We start from the raw sequence: 19,579 nt of genomic DNA, 5'->3' as shown, positions 1-19,579 counted from the left end.
ATAGACCACACCCGGCTTGCGCTTCAGCCGCGTCATCACATCGGCGGCATCGCCCATCTGCGGCACCCATTTCGGCGAAACGAAGCTGGTCGCCTCTATATGCGTCGCGCCGCATTCCACCAGGCGTTCGATCAGTTCCACCTTCACATCGGTGGGCACCACGCCGGGTTCGTTCTGCAACCCATCACGCGCGCCGGCTTCCCAAAGTGTAATACGGCTTGGCAGGCTCATGCTTCAGCCCTCCGTTTCCAGCGCGATCAATGTGGCGCCATCGCCCACCTGATCACCGGCATTAAAATGCAGTTTGGCCACCTTGCCGCGCGCCGGCGCGGCGATGGTGTGTTCCATCTTCATCGCTTCCAGCACCATCAACGCCTGGCCCTTCTCCACCATGGCGCCCTCGGCCACCAGCACCTGCACCACCTTGCCCGGCATCGGCGCGGTCAGCGCGCCGCCGCCGGCTTCATCCAGATCGCCGGCAGCGCGCGGATCCACCAGGGTCAGCTTCTGCACGCTGCCGGGGCGCAGCAGCACAATATCGGCGCCCAGCCGGGCGATACCCAGTTTCAGCCGGCGCTCATCCAGCACCGCCTCCAGGCTGCCATCGGCACAGAGCGCGCCCTCGGCGCGCAGGCTGCTGCCCTGCGGGCCATGCACCTGGATGGCGCCATCGGCCAGATAATCCAGGCGCAAGGTGATGTCACGCTCGCCATCGCGGAACAGCAATTCGTCATAACCCTGGTCGTTGAGCCGCCAGCCATTCACCTGTGCCCAGGGCGACCAGGGGTCGCTGGCCGCAACCTGCACCTCACGACGCCGTTGCAGCACCACGGCCAAAGCCGCCAGCGCCAGCGCAGTGGCATCAGCGCCTTCGCGTGGCGGAATCAGATCGGCATGAAACCGCTCGATAAAGCCGGTATCCAGATCACCCGCCGCAAAAGCCGGATGCCCAGCTAGCGCAATCAGGAAAGCCGTGTTGGTGGTGACACCGGCAATCTGGTATTCCGCCAGCGCCTGCCCCATGCGGCGCAGAGCGGCGCCACGATCCACGTCCCATACGATCAGCTTGGCGATCATCGGATCGTAGAACGGTGTTACGCTGTCGCCTTCGCGCACGCCGGTATCGACGCGCACATGCGGGCCTTCAACCGGCGGCCGCAGCCGGTGCAGCTTGCCCACCGAAGGCAGGAAATTGCGGTTCGGGTCTTCGGCATAGATGCGCGCTTCCACCGCATGGCCGTCAATGCGCAAATCATCCTGGCGCAGCGGCAGCGGCGCACCAGCCGCCACGCGCAATTGCCATTCCACCAGATCCTGCCCGGTGATCATCTCCGTCACCGGATGCTCCACCTGTAGCCGGGTATTCATTTCCATGAAATAGAATCGATCCGGCTTCAGCCCATCGCTCACATCGGCGATGAATTCCACCGTGCCGGCGCCGACATAGCCAATCGCCTTGGCGGCATTCACCGCCGCCTCGCCCATGGCGCGGCGCATTTCCGCCGGCATGCCGGGAGCCGGCGCTTCCTCCAGCACCTTCTGATGCCGACGCTGCACGCTGCAATCGCGCTCGAAAAGATGCACGGCATTGCCCTGGCTATCGGCAAAAACCTGAATTTCGATATGCCTGGGCTTGATCAGATATTTTTCCAGCAGCACACGATCATTGCCAAAGGCGTTGGCGCCTTCGCGCTGCGCGCCGGCCAAAGCCGCCTTGAAATCCGTCGCCTTGTCCACCCGGCGCATACCTTTGCCGCCGCCGCCGGCCACCGCCTTGATCAGCACCGGCCAGCCAATGCGCGCGGCCTCGCCCAACAGGAAATCGGCATCCTGGTTGTCGCCATGATAACCCGGCACCACCGGCACGCTGGCTTGCTGCATCAGCGCCTTGGCGGCGCCCTTCAGGCCCATGGCGCGGATGGCGCTGGCCGGCGGGCCGATAAAGCTTAAACCCGCCGCCGCCAGGGCTTCCGCGAATTCGGCATTCTCAGACAGGAAACCATAGCCCGGATGCACCGCCTCGGCGCCGGTGGCGCGGGCAGCTTCGATGATGGTTTCGGCGCGCAGATAGCTTTCACGTACCGGCGCCGGGCCGATCCGCACCGCTTCATCGGCCAAGGCAACATGGCGTGCGCCGGCATCGGCATCGGAATATACCGCCACCGTGGCAACGCCAAGCCTGCGTGCCGTGCGGATCACCCGGCAGGCAATTTCGCCGCGATTGGCGATCAGTATCTTGCGAAACATGCGGCGACCTCCCGGCTGCTCAGCCGACCCAGTTCGGCTTGCGCTTGGCAAAGAAGGAAGCCAAGCCCTCCTGGCCCTCGACGCTGGCGCGCCGGTCGGCAATATTCTCGGCGGTGAAACGCATCACGTCCTCGCCCACTTCACCCTGATAGGCAACGCGGCGGATCAGCAGCTTGCTATCGGCGATGGCGCCCGGCGCGCCCAGCAGCAGCGCCTGCACCAGTTCCTCGCCCTTGGCCAGCAAGGCATCGTGGTCGGCCACGGTTTCATGCACCAGGCCGATGCGGGCGGCTTCAACGCCGTCAAAGCGCTCGGCGGTAAGGAAATAGCGCCGCGCCTGGCGCGCACCGATGGCTGCCACCACATAGGGCGAGATGGTGGCTGGGCTGAGCCCGAGCCGCACTTCGGTGAGTGCGAATTTGGTATCCTGCACGGCAATCGCGATGTCGCTGCACGAAACCAGGCCGGTGCCGCCGGCCATGCAATTGCCATGCACCAGCGAGATCACCGCCTGCGGCAGATCGTTCAGGGTTTTGAACAGGCGCGCCAGCACCATGGTCTGCGCCAGGTTGGTGGCATGATCCTGCTGGCCGGAGCGGCGCATCCAGTCAAGATCACCACCGGCCGAGAAGCTCTTGCCGGCGCCCTGGATCGTCACCACGCGGATATCGCGGCGCCCGGCAATCTCCTGCACAATGCCATGCAGGCGTTCGATCACCACATCGTTGAAACAATTATGCAGTGCCGGGCGGTTCAGCGTGATACGCGCCAGGCCACGCGGTTCGACTTCGAATAGCACAAGGTCTTCGCTCATGATCATCACATCCGGAAAACGCCGAAGCGGGTCGGCTCAATGGGGGCGTTATAGGCGGCGCTGAGGCCAAGGCCGAGCACCATGCGGGTATCCAGCGGGTCGATGATGCCATCGTCCCACAAACGGGCCGAGGCATAATAGGGATGGCCCTGGCGGTCATACTGGGCGCGGATCGGATTCTTGAATGCTTCCTCATCCTCGCGGCTCCACTGCCCGCCGCCGGCTTCGATGCCATCGCGCTTCACGGTGGCCAGCACACTGGCGGCCTGCTCGCCGCCCATCACCGAGATACGCGCATTCGGCCACATGAACAGCAGGCGCGGCGAGAAGGCACGGCCGCACATGCCGTAATTGCCGGCGCCATAGGAACCGCCGATGATCACGGTGAATTTCGGCACCTTGGCGCAGGACACGGCAGTTACCAGCTTGGCGCCATCCTTGGCGATGCCGCCGCTCTCGTATTTCTTGCCCACCATGAAGCCGGTGATGTTCTGCAAAAACAGCAAGGGAATGCCGCGCTGGCAGCAGAGTTCGATAAAATGCGCGCCCTTGAGCGAACTTTCCGAAAACAGAATGCCGTTATTGGCGATGATGCCAACCGGATAGCCATGGATGCGGGCAAAGCCGCAGACCAGCGTGGCGCCATAGAGTTTTTTGAATTCGTCGAATTCGCTGTCATCGACAAGGCGGGCAATGATCTCGCGCACATCAAACGGCACCCGGCCTTCCTTCGGGATGATGCCGTAGAGTTCGGCCGGATCAAAACGCGGCGGCTTGGGTTCGCGGATATCGCCGGCCGCCAGTTTCACGCTGTTGAGATTGCCGACGATGGAGCGGGCAATGCCCAGCGCATGAGCATCATTCATGGCGTAATGGTCGGTGACGCCGGAAACCCGCGCATGCACATCGGCGCCGCCCAGCTCCTCGGCCGACACAACCTCGCCGGTGGCCGCCTTCACCAGCGGCGGGCCGGCCAGGAAGATGGTGCCCTGGTTGCGCACGATCACGGTTTCATCAGACATCGCCGGCATATAAGCGCCGCCCGCCGTGCAACTGCCCATCACCACCGCGATCTGCGGAATGCCTTCGGCGGAAAGATTGGCCTGATTGAAAAAGATACGGCCAAAATGTTCCTTGTCGGGGAATACTTCATCCCAGGTCGGCAGGTTGGCGCCGCCGGAATCAACCAGATAGACGCAGGGCAGCCGGTTCTCGCGGGCGATTTCCTGCGCGCGCAGATGCTTCTTCACCGTGATCGGAAAATAGGTGCCGCCCTTCACCGTGGCGTCGTTGCAGATCACCACACATTCGCGCCCGGCAATGCGGCCGATGCCGGTGATGATGCCGGCGGCATGGATATCGCCGCCATACATTTCATAGGCGGCAAACTGGCTCAGTTCGAGGAAGGGCGAACCCGGATCAAGCAGGCTGCGCACCCGGTCACGCGGCAGCAATTTGCCGCGCGAGAGATGCTTTTCGCGTGCCTTGTCGCCGCCGCCCTGCTTGATCAACTTCACCTTCGCCTTCAAATCGGCGACAAGCGCGGCCATATGGGCGGCATTTTCCTGGAACGCGGTGGATCGCGGGTCTAACTGGGTGCTGAGCGCGCTCATGGACGGCCCTTTTTTGGCTTGCTCTCGGACATTGCCGAGACTGTGCCAGCCCATCCCCGGCGCCGCAAGGGTGAGGCCCGGATTTGCCCACCCCTGGCAATTTCATCTTTCTATCGCAATAATCGACGGCAGCTATGGAGGGAATCAGGCAATGAGCGATTTTGATCTGACCGGCAAGGTGGCGTTGATTACGGGCGGCAATGGCGGCATCGGGCTGGGCATGGCCGAGGGCTTGGCCAAGGCCGGCGCCGATCTGGTGATCTGGGGCGGCAATCCGGAGAAGAATGCCGCCGCCGAAACCACCCTGAAAACCTATGGCCGGCGCGTGTTGGTGCAGCGCTGCAATGTGGTGGAAGAAGCCGAGGTTGAGGCGCGCTTCGCCGAAGCACTGGAGGAAATGGGCCGCATCGACGGCTGCTTCGCCAATGCCGGCGTGAGCCAGAAACGCGCACCGCTGCATCAATTGAGCACTGCTGAGTGGAAGCGCGTGCTGGGTGTGAATCTGGATGGCGCCTTCTACACCCTGCGCGCCGCATCGCGCCATATGGTGGAGCGCGCCAAGCAGGGCGATGCCTTTGGCCGCCTGGTCGGCATGGCCAGCACCGCCGGCATCCATGGCGCTGCCGGCGCCACCTCCTATGCCGCCACCAAGGGCGCCATGCTATCCGTGATCCGCGCCCTGGCAGTGGAAATGGCGCGCTATAATGTCACTGCCAATTCGATCCTGCCGGGCTGGATCGAAACCGAGATGACCGCCGGCGGCATCGGCGATCCGAAATTTGCCGGCGCGGTGCTGCCGCGTATTCCGGCGCGGCGCTGGGGCCAGGGCAACGATTTTGCCGGCATCGCCTGCTACATCATGAGTGATACCAGCCGCTACCATACCGGCGACAGTTTTGTGATCGACGGCGCCTACACGATCTTCTGATGCCGACAATTGCGGCCTATATCGGCGCCGCCTTTGCCGAGATTGCCGGCTGCTTTGCTTTCTGGGCCTGGGCGCGGCTGGGCAAATCCGCGCTCTGGCTGCTGCCCGGCATGGTGGCGCTGGCGCTGTTTGCCTGGCTGCTGACCCGGGTGGACAGCGAAGCCGCCGGCCGCGCCTATGCCGCTTATGGCGGCGTGTATATCGCCGCCTCGCTGCTCTGGCTGTGGCTGGTGGAAGGCCTGCGCCCGGATCGCTGGGATCTGGCCGGCAGCACGCTCTGCCTGATCGGCGCTGGCCTGATCCTGTTCGGGCCTAGGGGCTAACGCGCCTGCGCGGCCATTGCATGTAAACAATGCCGGCCAGGATGACAATGCCGCCCACCACCTGCTGCGGCGAAACCGTGGCGCTGAAAAACACCGCCGCCACCAATACGGAGAATACCGGCGCCAGATTGCCATAGAGCGAGGCCACCGGCACGCCGACGCGGCTGACGCCATAATTCCACAACACGATGGCCAGGCCGGCACCGCCCACCGCCATCCACAGGATCATGAACCACACCCCGGCACTGGGCCACACCGTAGGCAGCCGGCCGGGCGAAAGCAGCTCCATGATGGCAAAACCCGAGAGCACAAAAACCGAGCCGGATAGCGAAGTGAGAAAGCTGATGCGCAGCTGGCTCCATTTCAGCGGCGCCAGCCATTGCTGGGTTTTCAGCGAATAGAGACTCCAGCAGGCCATCGAGGAGAGCAGCAGGACTTCACCGATATAGGGTATGCCGGTGCTGACCACGGCACGCGGCCGCACTGCATCCACTGCCACCAGGGCGCCGCCGATCACCGCCGCCGCCAAGGCCAGGCCGAAGCCGCGCGCCAGCGGCGTGCGGTAGAGCAGCTTGGCCAGCAACGTAGCCATCAAAGGGCTGCAACTCATCACGATGGCGGCGCTGATCGGATCGGAAAGCAGCATGCCAAAGGTGAAGAACTGCGAAAAGCAGGCCATCATGATGCCAAGCTGGATCAAGTGGCGCCAGGGCAGCGGCCCGCCAAAGGGCGAGCGCCGATCCAGCAACAGACACATCACCAGCAACAGCGGCGCCGGCACCAGATAGCGGATTGCAGCCAGGAAAAGCGGATCGAAAACCTGCGTCACCAGCGCATGGGTCATCGGGATCATGCCGCCCCAGAGCAGGGCGGTCAGCACCAGGCCGGATATGGCAAGGCCGCTGGTGGCGACCGGTTTGAGTGTGGCCTTGCCGTCGTCAGCCACGCCTCACCAGCCGCCACGCGCCAGCCAGCGATCCAGCATGTCGAGCCGGTCTGCACCCCAGAAGGGTTCGCCATCGGCAAAGATGAACGGCGCGCCAAACACCCCGCGCTGGCTCACCGCTTCATCCACCGATTGCTTGAGTGCCGCCTTGATCGCATCGCTTTCGCAACCGGCTTGCAGGGCAGCCGCGTCGATGCCCTGTTCAGCCGCCACGGCATAAACGATTTCCGGCGCCGAGATATCGCGGCCGGCGACAAAGTAAGCCTGGAAAATCGCCTTGGCGAAGGGCGCTGCCTGGGCCGGCTGATGCTGCTTCAGCCACAACACGGCGCGCGCCGCCGTCACCGTGCCAATCGGGAATTTCTCCGGCAACGTCAGCGGGATATCCAGTTCCCGCGCCGAACGCAGAAAGTCACGATAGGCATAATCGCCCTTGATCGGATATTGCACCAGCGGCTGCGTGCCGATGGCCTTGAAGGCAAAGGCCAGCAGCATCGGGTGCCAGTTCACTGCACGGCCATGCTTTGCCGCCAGCGCATCAATGCGCATCGCAGCGATATAGGCATAGGGCGAAGAAAAATCGAAATAGAAGTCGAGCGGGGCGGTCATGATTGCAACCATCTAGGGTGAAACAGAGGCGAAGTCTAGCTCAGGCGCAGCAACTTGCGGAAGCGCCGGATCACCGGATGTTCCTCCGGCTCAAGCTCAAGTCCCACCGACACGATGCGGTTGCCCTTGATCTCGCGCACCACAAATTCCACCGGGCCAACCCGGATACGATCACCCACCACGGCGCCATGGCGCAGCCGATGACGGATAAAGGCGCCCACCGGCTCCTGGTGGAATTTGGCATCCACCTCAATGCCATACATCGCCACAACGGCACCAATGAGGGTATCGCCGGGGATGACAAATTCGCCGAATACCTCGTCGCCCGGCGCGCTGGCGCGGCGGCCCTTATCGGGCAGGGCGAACAGCCGATCCAGCGAAAAAAGCTGCTCCGGCGGCGCCAGCACCAGCAGGTAATCGCCGGTTTCCAGGCGTTCCAGCTTGCTGCGATCCATCACCGTGCCCTCACGGATCACGGTGATGATGCGGCAGCGTCGTGGCAGCGGCATTTCGGCATAGGCATAGCCCATGGCGATACAGCCCGGCTCCACTTTGTAGCTGGCAATATCGCGGTCCAGCGTGTTGCCGAGGTCAATATCGGTGCGGGTAGGCGCTTCCACCGGCGGCGGCAATTCCAGGCCAAATAGCCGCGCCGCCACGCCGATGGTCCAGCCTTGCAGCAGCAAAGACGCCACCACGCAGAAAAAGGCGATCGAGATAAAAACACCCGCATCCGGCACCCCGGCCAGCACTGGAATGGTGGCGAGGAAAATCGGCACCGCGCCACGCAGGCCGACCCAGGCAATGAAGCCGATTTCCGGCCAGGTGTAGCGGAACGGCAGCAGGCAGAGCGCCACCGCCAGCGGTCTAGCCAGCACAATCAGAATGCCGGCCACCGCCAGACCGGGCAGGATATGCGGCTTCAATTCGCTCGGTGTCATCAGCAGCCCAAGCAGCAGGAACATGACAATCTGGCCGAGCCAGCTCAGGCCGTCATAGAAGCGCAACACCACCTGGGCGCCGCGATGGCGCCGGTTGCCCAGCACCAGGCCGGCGATATAAACCGCGATGTAGCCGGAGGCATGCAGGAAATGCGCGCCGGAGAAGATCAGCAACGTGGCCGCCATCGCCACAATGGGATACAGCCCGCCGGCCACCGGCACGCGGTTGAACAAGGTGACCAGCGCAAAACCACCCACCAGGCCGATGGCACTGCCGCCCAGCATCTGCACCAGGAACTGCACCGCCAGTTCAATATTGGCCGGCGGCTGGCCCAGGCGCAGCAACTCAACACAGGCCATGGTGAGGAAGATGGCCATCGGATCGTTGATGCCCGATTCCACCTCCAGCGTGCCGCTGACGCGCTTCTGCAAGGCCAGGCCGCGCACATTGAGCAGGAAAAACACCGCCGCCGCATCGGTGGAACCGACAATGGCGCCAACCAGGAAGGATTGCAGCCAGTTAAGATCAGTAAGCCAGTGGGTGGCCGCTGCCACCACCCCGGCCGTGGCCAGCACACCCAGCGTGGCCAGGCCCAGAGCCGGGCCGGCCACCAGCCGCACGGTGCCGAATTTGGTGCGCAGGCCGCCATCGAACAGGATGATCGCCAGCGCGGCGGAACCAATTGTGTAGGTGAGGCCAAAATCGGTGAAATCGATGCCGCCGGGGCCGTCAATGCCGGCCAGCAGGCCAAAACCCAGGAAGATCAAAAGGAAGGGAACGCCAAGACGGCTTGAAGCCGAGCCGGCAAAAATGCTGACCAGCACCAACAGGGAAGCGATAAACAGTATCTCGTTGGCCTGGCTCAACCTGTCGCGTCTCCTTCTGCGCCCACTATCCGGTGGCGGCGAGAGACCGGCTGATCACCAGGCGCTGAACATCGCTGGTGCCCTCGTAAATCTGGCATACCCGAACGTCACGGTAGATACGTTCCACCGGGAAATCGGCTAGATAGCCGTAGCCGCCATGGATCTGGATCGATTCGGAGCATACCTGCTCGGCCATTTCAGAGGCAAATAATTTGGCCATGCTGGCTTCCTTGAGGCAGGGCTGGCCGGCATCCTTGAGCCGGGCGGCATTCAGCACCATCAGCCTGGCCGCCTCGATCCGGGTTGCCATGTCGGCAAGCCGGAAGCCCACCGCCTGGTGGTTGATAATCGCGGTGCCGAAAGCCTCGCGCTGGCCGGCATAGGCCAAGGCGGCTGCGAAAGCCGCCCGCGCCATGCCCACCGCCTGGGCCGCAATGCCGATCCGGCCGGATTCCAGATTGGCCAGCGCAATGCGATAGCCCTCGCCCTCGCCGCCCAGCAAAGCATCCGCCGGCACGGTCAGGTTCTCAAACACCAACTGGCAGGTATCCGATGCCTTCTGGCCCAGCTTGGCCTCGATGCTGGCAACCTTGTAGCCGGGCGTGTCGGTGCGCACCAGGAAGCAGGAAATGCCACGTTTGCCGGCTTCCGGATCGGTAACGGCAAAGATCAGCGCCGCCTTGGCGATGCTGCCCGAGGTGATGAACTGCTTCACGCCATCGATCACCCAACTGTCGCCCACGCGCCGCGCCCGGGTTTTCAGATTGGCGGCATCCGAGCCGGCCTGCGGCTCGGTGAGGCAGAAAGCGCCGATCCATTCGCCGCGTGCCAGCGGCAGCAGAAAGTCGCGCTTCTGCTGTTCGTTGCCATAGCGCAGGATCGCCGCACATACCGGGCTATTGTTGACAGACATGATGGTGCTGATGGCGCCATCGGCGGCGGCGATCTCCTCCAGCGCCAGCACATAGCTGACAAAATCCGCCCCCGCGCCGCCCCATTCCTCCGGCACGCCCATGCCGAGCAGGCCCAAGCCGCCCATTTCACGCAGCAGATCGAGCGGCGGCGTGGCGCTGCGATCACGCGCAGCAGCACCCGGCGCCAGCCGGTCGGTGGCAAAATCGCGCGCCATGTCGCGGATCATCTGCTGGTCCTGGGTCAGCATGGTCATTCCTTTCCTGCGTCTCGTTGCGCTGCCTGCGCGGATTGCGGCAGCACGCTCAATCCCTTGCCAAAGCCCGGCAGATCATCCAGCAGCAGCTTGCCACCGGCCTTGGCGCAATAGAGCGCATCCAGCCGCATGCTGCCCTCGCTGAGCGGTGTTGCCATCGGCTTCGGCTTATCGCCATTCAGCGCCTCCGGCCCGGCATAAAGCACTACGCCAAGGCATTCGCGCACACCCACGGCAAAGCGCCGCGCCATGCCGGTGCCAAGCCCGGTCGGCAGGCTGATATCGCTCTCATCCAGCAGGCGCACCGGCGGCATTTCCAGCCCCTTGAGCAGCAATTGTGCCGTCTTCGCCGCATCCAGCTTGCCGCTGATGTAATGATCGCTGTCGCTGAAATCACGCAAAGCGGCCAGCGCAAAGGCACCGCCGGCTTCCTGCGCCTTCCACAGATAACGCTCGACGCGATAGCCAAGCTGGCCCTGCATGCCTTCGGCCTTTTCGGCCCGCGCTTCCAGCCCGGGCGCCTGCCACAGCAGCCGCGCCTCGCCGCCGCGCAGCGCCTGCCAGCGCTCCGGCGCCGCGTTGCTGCCGGCAACCAGCAGCAGCGCGGCAATCAAACCCAGGAAAACTGACTTCACGCGGTCTCCGCAAACATTTCACGCCCGATCAGCATACGCCGAATCTCCGATGTGCCGGCGCCGATCTCATACAGCTTGGCATCGCGCAGCAGCCGCCCGGTGGCGTTGTCGTTGATATAGCCATTGCCACCCAGAATCTGGATTGCGTCCAGCGCCGCCTTGGTGGCCTTTTCAGCCGCAAAAAGAATGGCGCCGGCAGCATCCTTGCGCGTGGTCTTGCCCTTGTCACAGGCTTTGGCCACGGCATAAACATAGGCCCGCGCAGCATTCATCTCGGTATACATATCCGCCAGCTTGGCCTGGATCAGCTGGAAGCTGCCAATCGGCTGGCCGAACTGCTTACGATCATGCACATAGGGAATCACAATATCCAGCGCTGCCTGCATGATGCCGATCGGGCCGGCTGCCAGCACGGCGCGCTCGTAATCCAGGCCGCTCATCAGCACGTTTACGCCGCGCCCGACAACGCCGAGCACATTCTCCTCCGGCACTTCGCAATCCTGGAACACCAATTCGCCAGTTTCCGAGCCGCGCATGCCGAGCTTGTCGAGCTTCTGCGCAATCGAAAAACCTTTGAAGCCCTTCTCGATCAGAAACGCCGTGATGCCGCGCGGCCCGGCGGCCGGATCGGTCTTGGCATAAACCACCAGCACATCGGCGCTCGGGCCGTTGGTGATCCACATCTTGTTGCCGTTCAGGATGTAGCGGTCGCCCTTCTTGTCGGCGCGCAGCTTCATCGACACCACGTCGGACCCGGCATTCGGCTCGCTCATCGCCAGCGCGCCGAGATGCTCGCCGGAAACCAGCTTGGGCAGGTAGCGCCGCTTCTGCTCGTCGGAACCGTTGCGGCGCAACTGGTTGATGCAGAGATTGGAATGCGCGCCATAGGACAGGCCGACCGAGGCCGAGCCACGGCTGACTTCCTCCATGGCCACAACATGCTCCAGATAGCCGAGGCCGGAACCGCCATATTCCTCCTCCACAGTGATGCCATGCAGGCCGAGCGCACCCATCTTGGGCCACAGGTCACGCGGGAATTCGTCCTTACGGTCGATCTCATCGGCGCGGGGCGCCAGTTCGGCATCAACAAAGGCGCGGGTTGACTGGCGCAGCATGTCGGCGGTTTCGCCAAGGTCAAAATCCAGCATCGGGTAGCTGTTGCTGATCATGGTCGGGGTTTCCTCACAAAGCTGATGGGAGTGTAGCGAAGCCGGGCGGCGTTGTCATTTCTGTGGCGGCGCATCGGGCCGGCCGAGCAGGCACATCAGGGTGGCCAGGCCGGTGGCGCAGGCCAGTTCGCGGCCATCGGCCTGCACCGCCACCACATCCATGCTGCAAATGGTGAGCGTGCGGCCAAATTTGCTGACCTGCGACCGCGCCAGCAGGCGGTCGGCATTGGCCGGCGCCAGCAGGTTGAGCTTGTATTCAACGGTCAGCACGGTGGCATCGGCGGGAAACAGGCTATAGGCGGCATAACCCGCCGCGCTGTCGGCGATCATGCCCACCATGCCGCCATGCACAAAGCCATGCTGCTGCGTCACTTCAGGTCGACGGATCAGTTCCACCTCGCAGAAACCCGGTTCCAGCCGGCTGATCGTAGCGCCGATCAGATGCATCGCCGGCTGGCGGTTGAAACTGTCTCGGCAGCGTGCCTCGAAATTCGGGTCCTGGGCGGTCAAGCTGGGCATGGTTTGCGGCCTTCGGCGTTTCCTGTAACGGCCATGCTAGCCGTTACTCAAGAATAGAGTAAATCGATTGTTTTTATTGCCAGAATAGCTTTTATCTATAGCCTATGAACATCTCGCAAATCCGCTATTTCATGGCCGTGGTGGAAACCGGCAATTTCACCAAGGCGGCCGAACGGGCCAATATCACCCAGCCGACGCTCTCCGCCGGCATCAAGCGGCTGGAGGAAGACCTTGGCGCCGCTTTGTTTGAGCGCGGCCGTGGCGCGGCGCTGACACCCTCGGGCGCGCGTTTTCTGCCGCGTGCCCGGGTGCTGTTGCAGGAATGGACTGCGGCGCGACGTGAATTGCGCCAGGCCAGGCCGGCCCGCCAGCGGCTGCGGCTGGGCCATATGCCCGGGCTGCCTTTGCGTGGCTTGGCCGGGCTGCTGGGCGGCTTTGTGCAGGCGCAGCCCGATGTGGCCTTGGAAAGCCTGGAAGCCCCCGCCGCCACTCTGCGCCGCCGGCTGGAACTGGGCCGGCTGGATGCCGCCTTGCTGCTGCTGCCGGAAGGCGGCGACAAGGATGCCGGCACGGGGCTGCAATCCCTCACCCTGCAACGCCAGCGCTACAAGCTGGCTTTGCCGCTGCGCCATGCGCTGGCGCATCGCGCCACGGTGAAAGTGGCTGAATTGCACGATCAGGCTTTTGTGATCCATCCCGATGCGCTGGTGATGCCGGCGGCGGAAAAGCTGTTCGCGGCGCATAATGCGCGGCCGCGCATTGTCGGCAAGGCGGAAAGCGATGCCGCCCTGCTGGCCCTGGTGGAAGCCGGCTTGGGCGCCGCGATCCTGCCGCATTGGCTGGCCGGCGCTTCCGAGCGGATCAGCAGCCCGGCCCTGGCGGAATTAAAAACCAGCCATCGTATCGCGCTGCTCTGGCGCGACGCCACGGCAGCCGCGCCAAACGAAGCCTTGGCGCTGTTCACCCATTTCGCCGCCGGCCATGGCTGGGCCAAGGCCGAGGCGCCAATCGGGCATTAAAAGCCTCAGCCTGCCAGGCCCTTGCCCATGGCGCCATCGGCATGGTCCTGGGCATCCACCACCGCCACCGCGCTCATATTGACCAGGCCGCGCACGGTGACGTTACGCGACACGATATGCGCTGATTTGGCCATGCCCATCAGGATCGGGCCGACATAGAAACCCTGCTCTAGCTGGCGCACCAGATTGGCGGCGATATTGGCCGCTTCCAGATTGGGCATGATCAGGATATTGGCCGCGCCGGTGAGGCGGTTGTTGGGCATGGTCTTTTCGCGGATGGCAGCCGAAAGCGCGGCATCGGCCTTCATTTCGCCTTCCACTTCCAGATCGGGATATTCCGCCTGCAACAATTGCACGGCTTCACGCATCTTGCGCGAGGCGACGGAATTCGACGAGCCGAAATTGGAATTCGACAACAGGGCGATCTTCGGCTGGATGCCGAAGCGGCGCGCCTCGTCGGCGGCCAGGCGGGTGATCTCGATAATCTCCGGCACGCTGGGATCGGGATTGACGTTGCTATCGGCAACAAAGATCACACCCTGCGGCAGCACCAGCAACTGCATCGCCGCCGGCTGGGTGATGCCCGGGCGCGGCCCCAGCACATCCAGCAGATGCGGCAGATGCTGATCGTATTGCCCCACCGCGCCGCAGATCATGGCATCGGCCTCGCCACGATGCACCGCCATGGCGGCAATCACCGTGGTGTTGGTGCGGATGATGGTGCGGGCATCGTCGGGCGCCACGCCACGGCGCGCCATCAGGTTGAAATAGCCGGTCCAGTATTCGTTGTAGCGGTCGTCGCGCTCGGGATCGACCAGTTCAACATTCTGGCCCAGGCGCAGGCGCAGGCCGAGCTTTTCAATGCGGCGCTCCACCACGGCGCGGCGACCGATCAGGATCGGCTGGGCCAGCTTTTCGTCCAGCACAATCTGGGCGGCGCGCAGCACGCGCTCATCCTCGCCCTCGGCATAGATCAGCTTCATCGGGCGGCTCTTGGCGCGCTCGAAGGTCGGCCGCATGATAAAGCCGGTGCGGTAGACAAAACGCTCCAGGCTCTGGCGATAGGCTTCCAGATCGGCAATCGGCCGCGTCGCCACGCCGCTCTCCATCGCCGCCTTGGCCACGGCCGGGGCGATTTGCAGGATCAGGCGCGGATCAAACGGCTTCGGGATGAAATAATTCGGCCCGAAGCTCACTTCCTCGTCCGGGCCATAGGCGCGCGCCACCACATCCGACATCTCGGCCATCGCCAGTTCGGCAATGGCGCGCACGGCAGCCATCTCCATTTCGGTGTTGATCGTGGTGGCACCCACATCCAATGCGCCGCGGAACAGGAACGGGAAACACAGCACATTATTGACCTGGTTCGGATAATCCGAACGCCCGGTGGCCATGATCACATCCGGTCGCGCCGCCTTGGCCACTTCGGGCAGGATTTCCGGCGTCGGATTGGCCAGCGCCAGAATCAGCGGCTTCGGCCCCATCTTCTCCACCATATCGCCCTTCAGCACGCCGCCGGCAGAGAGGCCGAGAAACACATCGGCGCCGGCAATCGCATCGCCAAGCGTGCGGTGGTTGGTCGGGCGGGCATAACGCGCCTTGAATTCGTCCATCTGCTCGGTGCGGCCTTCATAAACCACGCCGGCAATGTCGGTCACCACGATATTCTCGCGCTTCATGCCCAGTTCAACCAGCAGGTCGAGACAGGCCAGGGCGGCGGCGCCGGCGCCTGAGGCCACCAGGCGCACATCCTCGATGCTTTTGCCCACCACACGCAGGCCGTTGATGATCGCGGCAGCCACGGTGATGGCGGTGCCATGCTGGTCGTCGTGGAAAACCGGGATATTCATGCGGGCGCGCAGGGCGCGCTCAACCACGAAGCATTCCGGCGCCTTGATATCTTCCAGATTGATGCCGCCGAAGGTCGGCTCCAGCGCCGCCACAATCTCGATCAGCTTTTCCGGGTCATTCTGGTTCAGCTCGATATCAAACACATCGATGCCGGCAAACTTCTTGAACAGTACCGCCTTGCCTTCCATCACCGGCTTGGATGCCAGCGGGCCGATATTGCCCAGGCCAAGCACGGCGGTGCCATTGGAGATCACGGCAACCAGATTGCCGCGTGCGGTCAGTTCGGCGGCCTGGGCCGGGTCTTCGGCGATGGCACGGCAGGCAGCGGCCACGCCTGGGCTATAGGCCAGGGCCAGGTCGCGCTGGGTCGCCAGCGGCTTGGTGGCCGCGATCTCAAGCTTACCCGGTCGCGGCAGCCTGTGATATTCAAGGGCTGCGCGGTCAAGATCGTCTGTCATATCTGCAAGCTTCCTGTGGCCCGGGAAGGGCCGCTCCCCCAGGAGGGGTCATCCCAGGCATGGTCAGCCGAGGGCATGCTGACCCGGGAGAATGGATGGTGCGGTCGAAAAGACTCGAACTTTCACGGCCTTTCGGCCACAGCGACCTCAACGCTGCGCGTCTACCAATTCCGCCACGACCGCAAACCGGGCGACGCGCGGATGTAGCAAATCCACAGCACCGCTTCAAGGACCACAGCGGACGAATTAGTGATGGATCAGTCGTCAGACATGGTGTCGGTGATCGAAACCGCCACCTTCTCGCCCGAAATGACGATCTCGCCGCGCGCGATCAGCTTGTTGTTGGCAAAAATCCAGGCATGGTCATCCACGCTGGCATCCAGCTCGATAACCGCACCACGGCCCACCTTCAGCACCTGGTGAATCGGCATGGTGGCCTTGCCGAGCACGACCGATATCTCGACGGTAACGTCGTTGACGGCGTTGTTAACCGGCATGGAAACCTTCCCTTCAGCAGGCTGCAAGCCTACATAGCCTGCGCCTGGTTAGTATATGGTAAATGCATGGACCCGATAATCCCAGCCCAGATTCCTGCCGCCAGCGAAATCCTTGCCACCCCGGCCGGGCCGATCGACTGGGCGGTGAGCGATGCCCCGGTGCCGTATCTGGCAGCCGTGGCGGCCATGGAGCAGCGCGTGGCGGCGATCCATGCCGGCACTGCGCCGGAACTGATCTGGCTGTTGCAGCATCCACCACTCTACACTGCCGGCACCTCGGCCAAGCCGGGCGACCTGCTCGACCCGCGCTTTCCGGTATTCAACACCGGCCGCGGTGGGCAATACACCTATCACGGCCCCGGCCAACGTATTGTCTACCTGCTGCTTGATCTGGGCAAACGTGGCCGCGACCTGCGGAATTACGTCTGCCGGCTGGAAGATTGGGTTATCCACACTTTAGCAAGCTACAATGTGCGGGCGGAGCGCCGGCCTGGCCGGGTCGGGGTTTGGGTGCCGCGCCCCGACAAGGCGCCGGAAGGCCGCGAGGACAAGATCGCCGCCATTGGTGTGCGGGTGCGCCACTGGGTCAGCTTCCATGGCCTGAGCCTGAATGTTGAACCCGATCTGAGCCATTACGGCGGCATCATACCCTGCGGCATTCAGAACAACGCCGCGACGCCGTATGGCGTCACCTCGCTGGTTGATCTCGGCCTGCCGGTTGACCTTACCGATACGGACAGTGCCTTGCGCGCCCATATCGAGGCCAGCCTGCTCAACCGGCTCGTCGCACCAAGTTGCACCTGATGTGATTTATTAAGTCATATTTGATAAATAACTAACTGTTTTTCTTGTTATTTTTTCTCTCAAGCGCGCGGCGCTGCTGGCGCGACAGATTGGCCGGATCCACCACATCAGCTTGCTGCCCGCGCGTTGCCTTGCCCGCCAGATAGAAGATGTAAACCGCTGTAATAACAGCCAAAACGCCGCCACCGAGCCACACATTGTCGGTGGCATACCAGGTCAGGCCACCACCGGTCACCGAACCGACATAGCAGATGATCCATTGTTGCCAAGTTAGTTTAACTGGATTTCTTTTCTGTTTCATTAGAGCACGCTGTGATTAGATTGACGCACTGCGTTGCGCTTGGAGACGGTAGCCCGATAGGAGAAGCGCGCAGCAGGTACCTTGCGGTACCTGCAAGCGTTTCGACGACGCGGATGCCGCCTCCAAGCGCAACCCCAGAGGGGCCAGGCGCTTTTGCGTTTTGCGCGTGTCGCCCGGCTTGGCCGTAGTCCCACTACGCCCGGCGCCGGGCTCCTCCGCAAAACGCAAAATCGCCAAGGCGCAGCGCATCAATCTAATCACAGCGTGCTCTAACTTGCACTTGTTTCAGGAGATTTGTTCAAAGCTGTGGATACGCCGCAGGCTGGCCTGGCCATCCTCGGCAAGCGGGGTCAGCTCCACCCGCTCCACCTTGGCATTGGCCGGCCCATCCCAGAGCTGGCCGGCAAGCTGATCCAGGTTATAGGGCTGACCCCGCGCCACAACCTCCACACTGCCATCGGGCCGATTACGCACCCAGCCGACGAGGCCGAGCAGGCGGGCGCGGCCCACGGTCCAGAAGCGGAAACCCACGCCCTGCACCCGCCCCGCGATCAGATAACGACGCATTTCCATTCCGGAAGCTTACGGGCGCGGCGCCCGGTTCACAAGCTGAATGCCCTGGCGATAAATCGCTTCTGGATGGCGCCATCCGCCGCAATATCGCCTGAATTAGGCGTAAACATACAATAATCACAGTTGCAAATGGGGAGAAACAGAGGTGTTGGCCTTGGCCAAATTCAAGCATGTGCATTTTGGCATCCGCCCGGCGCGGCCGGCCGATACCGAGGCATTAGCCAATCTGCATGTTGCAGTGTGGCAGAGCGCCTATCGCGGCATTCTGCCCGATGCCTATCTGGATGCCCTGACCTCCAGCCAGCGCCTGCCCTTCTGGCAGGAAATCCTGCACCAGCCGGAGCCGGGTCGCCTTACCCTGGTGCTGCAGGCCGAGGATGGCAGCCTGGGCGGTTTCCTCTCCGCCGGTCCACCACGCGACCTGCCGCCGGGCGGTGCGGCGCTGTATCGCAGCGAGCTATACGCCATCAATATCCTGCCCGGGCTGCATGGGCGCGGCCATGGCCGCCGCCTGCTGCTGCATGCCGCCAACTGGATGGCCGAGCAGCACCTGACGCCGTTTTATCTCTGGCTGCTGGCCGATAACACCAAGGCGCGGGATTTCTACGAGATGCTCGGCGCCAGCCTGGCCGCCAAGCGCAGTGTCAGCCTGGCCGGCACCCGCCTGACCGAGCTGGCCTATCATTTCCTCGACCCCGCCGACATCGCCCGCCGCGCCCTGAAAGCGGCCGGGCGAAGGCTTTAAGCGTCAAACATACCGCGTCGGCAGCGGCTGACCGGTAAAATGGGCAGCCAGATTTTGCACCATCAGCTCGCCCATGGCGGCGCGGGTCTGGTGCGTGGCGCTGCCGACATGCGGCTGCAACACCACATTCTCCAGCTTGAACAACGCCTCCGGCACCTGCGGCTCGTTGGCGAAAACATCCAGGCCGGCACCCTTGAGCCGACCCTGCACCAGTGCCTCCACCAAGGCTGGTTCGTCCACCACGCTGCCGCGTGCGATGTTGATCACATAGCCTTGCGGGCCAAGCGCCGCCAGCACGCCGGCATCCACCAGGCGCTCAGTTTCCGGCCCACCCGGACAGGCAATCATCAGGATGTCAATCGCGGCCGCCATCTCGGCTAGGTCGGCATAATACCGCTGCGGCAGGTCCGGCTTGGCGCGCGGGCCGCTATATACCACGCTGACGCCGCAAATCTCGGCGCGCTTGGCAATGGCCTGGCCGATGCGGCCAAAGCCGAGGATGCCCATGGTCTTGCCGCCGAGCTTGTCGGCCAGCGGGAATTTGCCGGTGGG

At 63.4% G+C, this 19,579-nt stretch carries 20 protein-coding genes, 1 tRNA gene and 1 pseudogene; 5 read left to right on the top strand and 17 right to left on the bottom strand.

The genetic code is table 11. The annotated features are described in order from the left end of the window. The 4 genes and pseudogenes from KBB36_RS17800 to KBB36_RS17785 form a co-directional block, all read right to left on the bottom strand. Positions 1–231, bottom strand: a pseudogene (locus KBB36_RS17800) (hydroxymethylglutaryl-CoA lyase); the annotation flags it as partial. 3 nt (positions 232–234) lie between these two features. Then, complete coding sequence (locus tag KBB36_RS17795) at positions 235–2,247, bottom strand: acetyl/propionyl/methylcrotonyl-CoA carboxylase subunit alpha (RefSeq protein ID WP_290984057.1); 2,013 nt, start codon at positions 2,245–2,247, stop codon at positions 235–237. A 19-nt stretch (positions 2,248–2,266) separates the two neighbouring features. Beyond that, positions 2,267–3,061, bottom strand: a complete 795-nt coding sequence (locus tag KBB36_RS17790; protein ID WP_290984055.1) for an enoyl-CoA hydratase-related protein — start codon at positions 3,059–3,061, stop codon at positions 2,267–2,269. A gap of 5 nt (positions 3,062–3,066) precedes the next feature. After that, the gene (locus tag KBB36_RS17785; protein ID WP_290984053.1) at positions 3,067–4,674 is read right to left on the bottom strand and encodes a carboxyl transferase domain-containing protein; all 1,608 of its coding nucleotides are present in this window, start codon (positions 4,672–4,674) and stop codon (positions 3,067–3,069) included. Between the two features lie 151 nt (positions 4,675–4,825). Between KBB36_RS17785 and KBB36_RS17780 the strand changes: the two genes are divergently transcribed. Beyond that, entirely contained in the window at positions 4,826–5,602 is a 777-nt protein-coding gene (locus KBB36_RS17780; RefSeq protein ID WP_290984051.1) for an SDR family NAD(P)-dependent oxidoreductase, read from the top strand. Next, entirely contained in the window at positions 5,602–5,925 is a 324-nt protein-coding gene (locus KBB36_RS17775) for a YnfA family protein (RefSeq protein WP_290984048.1), read from the top strand. The genes KBB36_RS17780 and KBB36_RS17775 overlap by 1 nt, the downstream gene beginning before the upstream one ends. Here the strand turns inward: KBB36_RS17775 and KBB36_RS17770 are convergent. Genes KBB36_RS17770 through KBB36_RS17740 form a run of 7 tightly spaced genes read right to left on the bottom strand, consistent with a single transcriptional unit; the run spans position 5,915 to position 12,779 of the window. Further along, complete coding sequence (locus tag KBB36_RS17770) at positions 5,915–6,871, bottom strand: DMT family transporter (RefSeq protein ID WP_290984045.1); 957 nt, start codon at positions 6,869–6,871, stop codon at positions 5,915–5,917. The two genes, KBB36_RS17775 and KBB36_RS17770, sit on opposite strands and share 11 nt — an antisense overlap. 3 nt (positions 6,872–6,874) lie before the next feature. Next, positions 6,875–7,480: a 2-hydroxychromene-2-carboxylate isomerase gene (locus KBB36_RS17765; protein WP_290984043.1), complete on the bottom strand. Its 606-nt coding sequence runs from the start codon at positions 7,478–7,480 to the stop codon at positions 6,875–6,877. A gap of 35 nt (positions 7,481–7,515) precedes the next feature. Next, positions 7,516–9,288, bottom strand: coding sequence for a potassium/proton antiporter (locus tag KBB36_RS17760; protein WP_290984040.1), 1,773 nt, complete (start codon positions 9,286–9,288; stop codon positions 7,516–7,518). Positions 9,289–9,313: 25 nt separating this feature from the next. Beyond that, a complete protein-coding gene (locus KBB36_RS17755; RefSeq protein ID WP_290984037.1) occupies positions 9,314–10,456 on the bottom strand; it encodes an acyl-CoA dehydrogenase family protein in 1,143 nt (380 codons plus the stop codon). Further along, positions 10,453–11,091, bottom strand: a complete 639-nt coding sequence (locus tag KBB36_RS17750; RefSeq protein ID WP_290984034.1) for a hypothetical protein — start codon at positions 11,089–11,091, stop codon at positions 10,453–10,455. Before KBB36_RS17750 ends, KBB36_RS17755 begins: the two co-directional genes overlap by 4 nt. Continuing rightward, positions 11,088–12,260 carry an isovaleryl-CoA dehydrogenase gene (locus tag KBB36_RS17745; protein WP_290984031.1) on the bottom strand — a complete coding sequence of 391 codons (1,173 nt, stop codon included), beginning with the start codon at positions 12,258–12,260 and terminating at the stop codon, positions 11,088–11,090. Before KBB36_RS17745 ends, KBB36_RS17750 begins: the two co-directional genes overlap by 4 nt. A gap of 54 nt (positions 12,261–12,314) precedes the next feature. After that, positions 12,315–12,779 carry a PaaI family thioesterase gene (locus KBB36_RS17740; protein ID WP_290984029.1) on the bottom strand — a complete coding sequence of 155 codons (465 nt, stop codon included), beginning with the start codon at positions 12,777–12,779 and terminating at the stop codon, positions 12,315–12,317. Between the two features lie 104 nt (positions 12,780–12,883). On the opposite strand from KBB36_RS17740, the gene KBB36_RS17735 reads away from it, so the two are divergent. Continuing rightward, positions 12,884–13,798: a LysR substrate-binding domain-containing protein gene (locus tag KBB36_RS17735; protein ID WP_290984027.1), complete on the top strand. Its 915-nt coding sequence runs from the start codon at positions 12,884–12,886 to the stop codon at positions 13,796–13,798. 5 nt (positions 13,799–13,803) lie between these two features. On the opposite strand, the gene KBB36_RS17730 is transcribed toward KBB36_RS17735, so the two are convergent. From KBB36_RS17730 to KBB36_RS17720, 3 genes are all read right to left on the bottom strand, one after another. Continuing rightward, entirely contained in the window at positions 13,804–16,107 is a 2,304-nt protein-coding gene (locus tag KBB36_RS17730; RefSeq protein ID WP_290984024.1) for an NADP-dependent malic enzyme, read from the bottom strand. 96 nt (positions 16,108–16,203) lie between these two features. After that, positions 16,204–16,290: transfer RNA gene (locus tag KBB36_RS17725), tRNA-Leu, on the bottom strand. 74 nt (positions 16,291–16,364) lie between these two features. Continuing rightward, positions 16,365–16,604 carry a FliM/FliN family flagellar motor switch protein gene (locus KBB36_RS17720; RefSeq protein ID WP_290984021.1) on the bottom strand — a complete coding sequence of 80 codons (240 nt, stop codon included), beginning with the start codon at positions 16,602–16,604 and terminating at the stop codon, positions 16,365–16,367. Positions 16,605–16,670: 66 nt separating this feature from the next. Here KBB36_RS17720 and lipB point away from each other — a divergent pair, with 66 nt between their 5' ends. After that, complete coding sequence (gene lipB / locus KBB36_RS17715; RefSeq protein WP_290984018.1) at positions 16,671–17,408, top strand: lipoyl(octanoyl) transferase LipB; 738 nt, start codon at positions 16,671–16,673, stop codon at positions 17,406–17,408. Between the two features lie 31 nt (positions 17,409–17,439). Here lipB and KBB36_RS17710 read toward each other — a convergent pair whose 3' ends face one another. Then, a complete protein-coding gene (locus KBB36_RS17710) occupies positions 17,440–17,709 on the bottom strand; it encodes a hypothetical protein (RefSeq protein WP_290984016.1) in 270 nt (89 codons plus the stop codon). Positions 17,710–17,994: 285 nt separating this feature from the next. Then, positions 17,995–18,276 carry an acylphosphatase gene (locus tag KBB36_RS17705; RefSeq protein WP_290984013.1) on the bottom strand — a complete coding sequence of 94 codons (282 nt, stop codon included), beginning with the start codon at positions 18,274–18,276 and terminating at the stop codon, positions 17,995–17,997. A gap of 160 nt (positions 18,277–18,436) precedes the next feature. Between KBB36_RS17705 and KBB36_RS17700 the strand changes: the two genes are divergently transcribed. After that, positions 18,437–19,027 carry a GNAT family N-acetyltransferase gene (locus tag KBB36_RS17700; protein ID WP_290984011.1) on the top strand — a complete coding sequence of 197 codons (591 nt, stop codon included), beginning with the start codon at positions 18,437–18,439 and terminating at the stop codon, positions 19,025–19,027. Between the two features lie 3 nt (positions 19,028–19,030). On the opposite strand, the gene KBB36_RS17695 is transcribed toward KBB36_RS17700, so the two are convergent. Next, on the bottom strand, positions 19,031–19,579 hold a 549-nt coding region (locus KBB36_RS17695; protein ID WP_290984008.1), incomplete at its 5' end, for an NAD(P)-dependent oxidoreductase.

The organism is Ferrovibrio sp. (genome assembly GCF_017994015.1).
Taxonomy (GTDB): domain Bacteria; phylum Pseudomonadota; class Alphaproteobacteria; order Ferrovibrionales; family Ferrovibrionaceae; genus Ferrovibrio.
The sequence above is the reverse complement of the archived record's forward strand: the minus strand, read 5'-3'. Positions and strand labels throughout refer to the sequence as shown.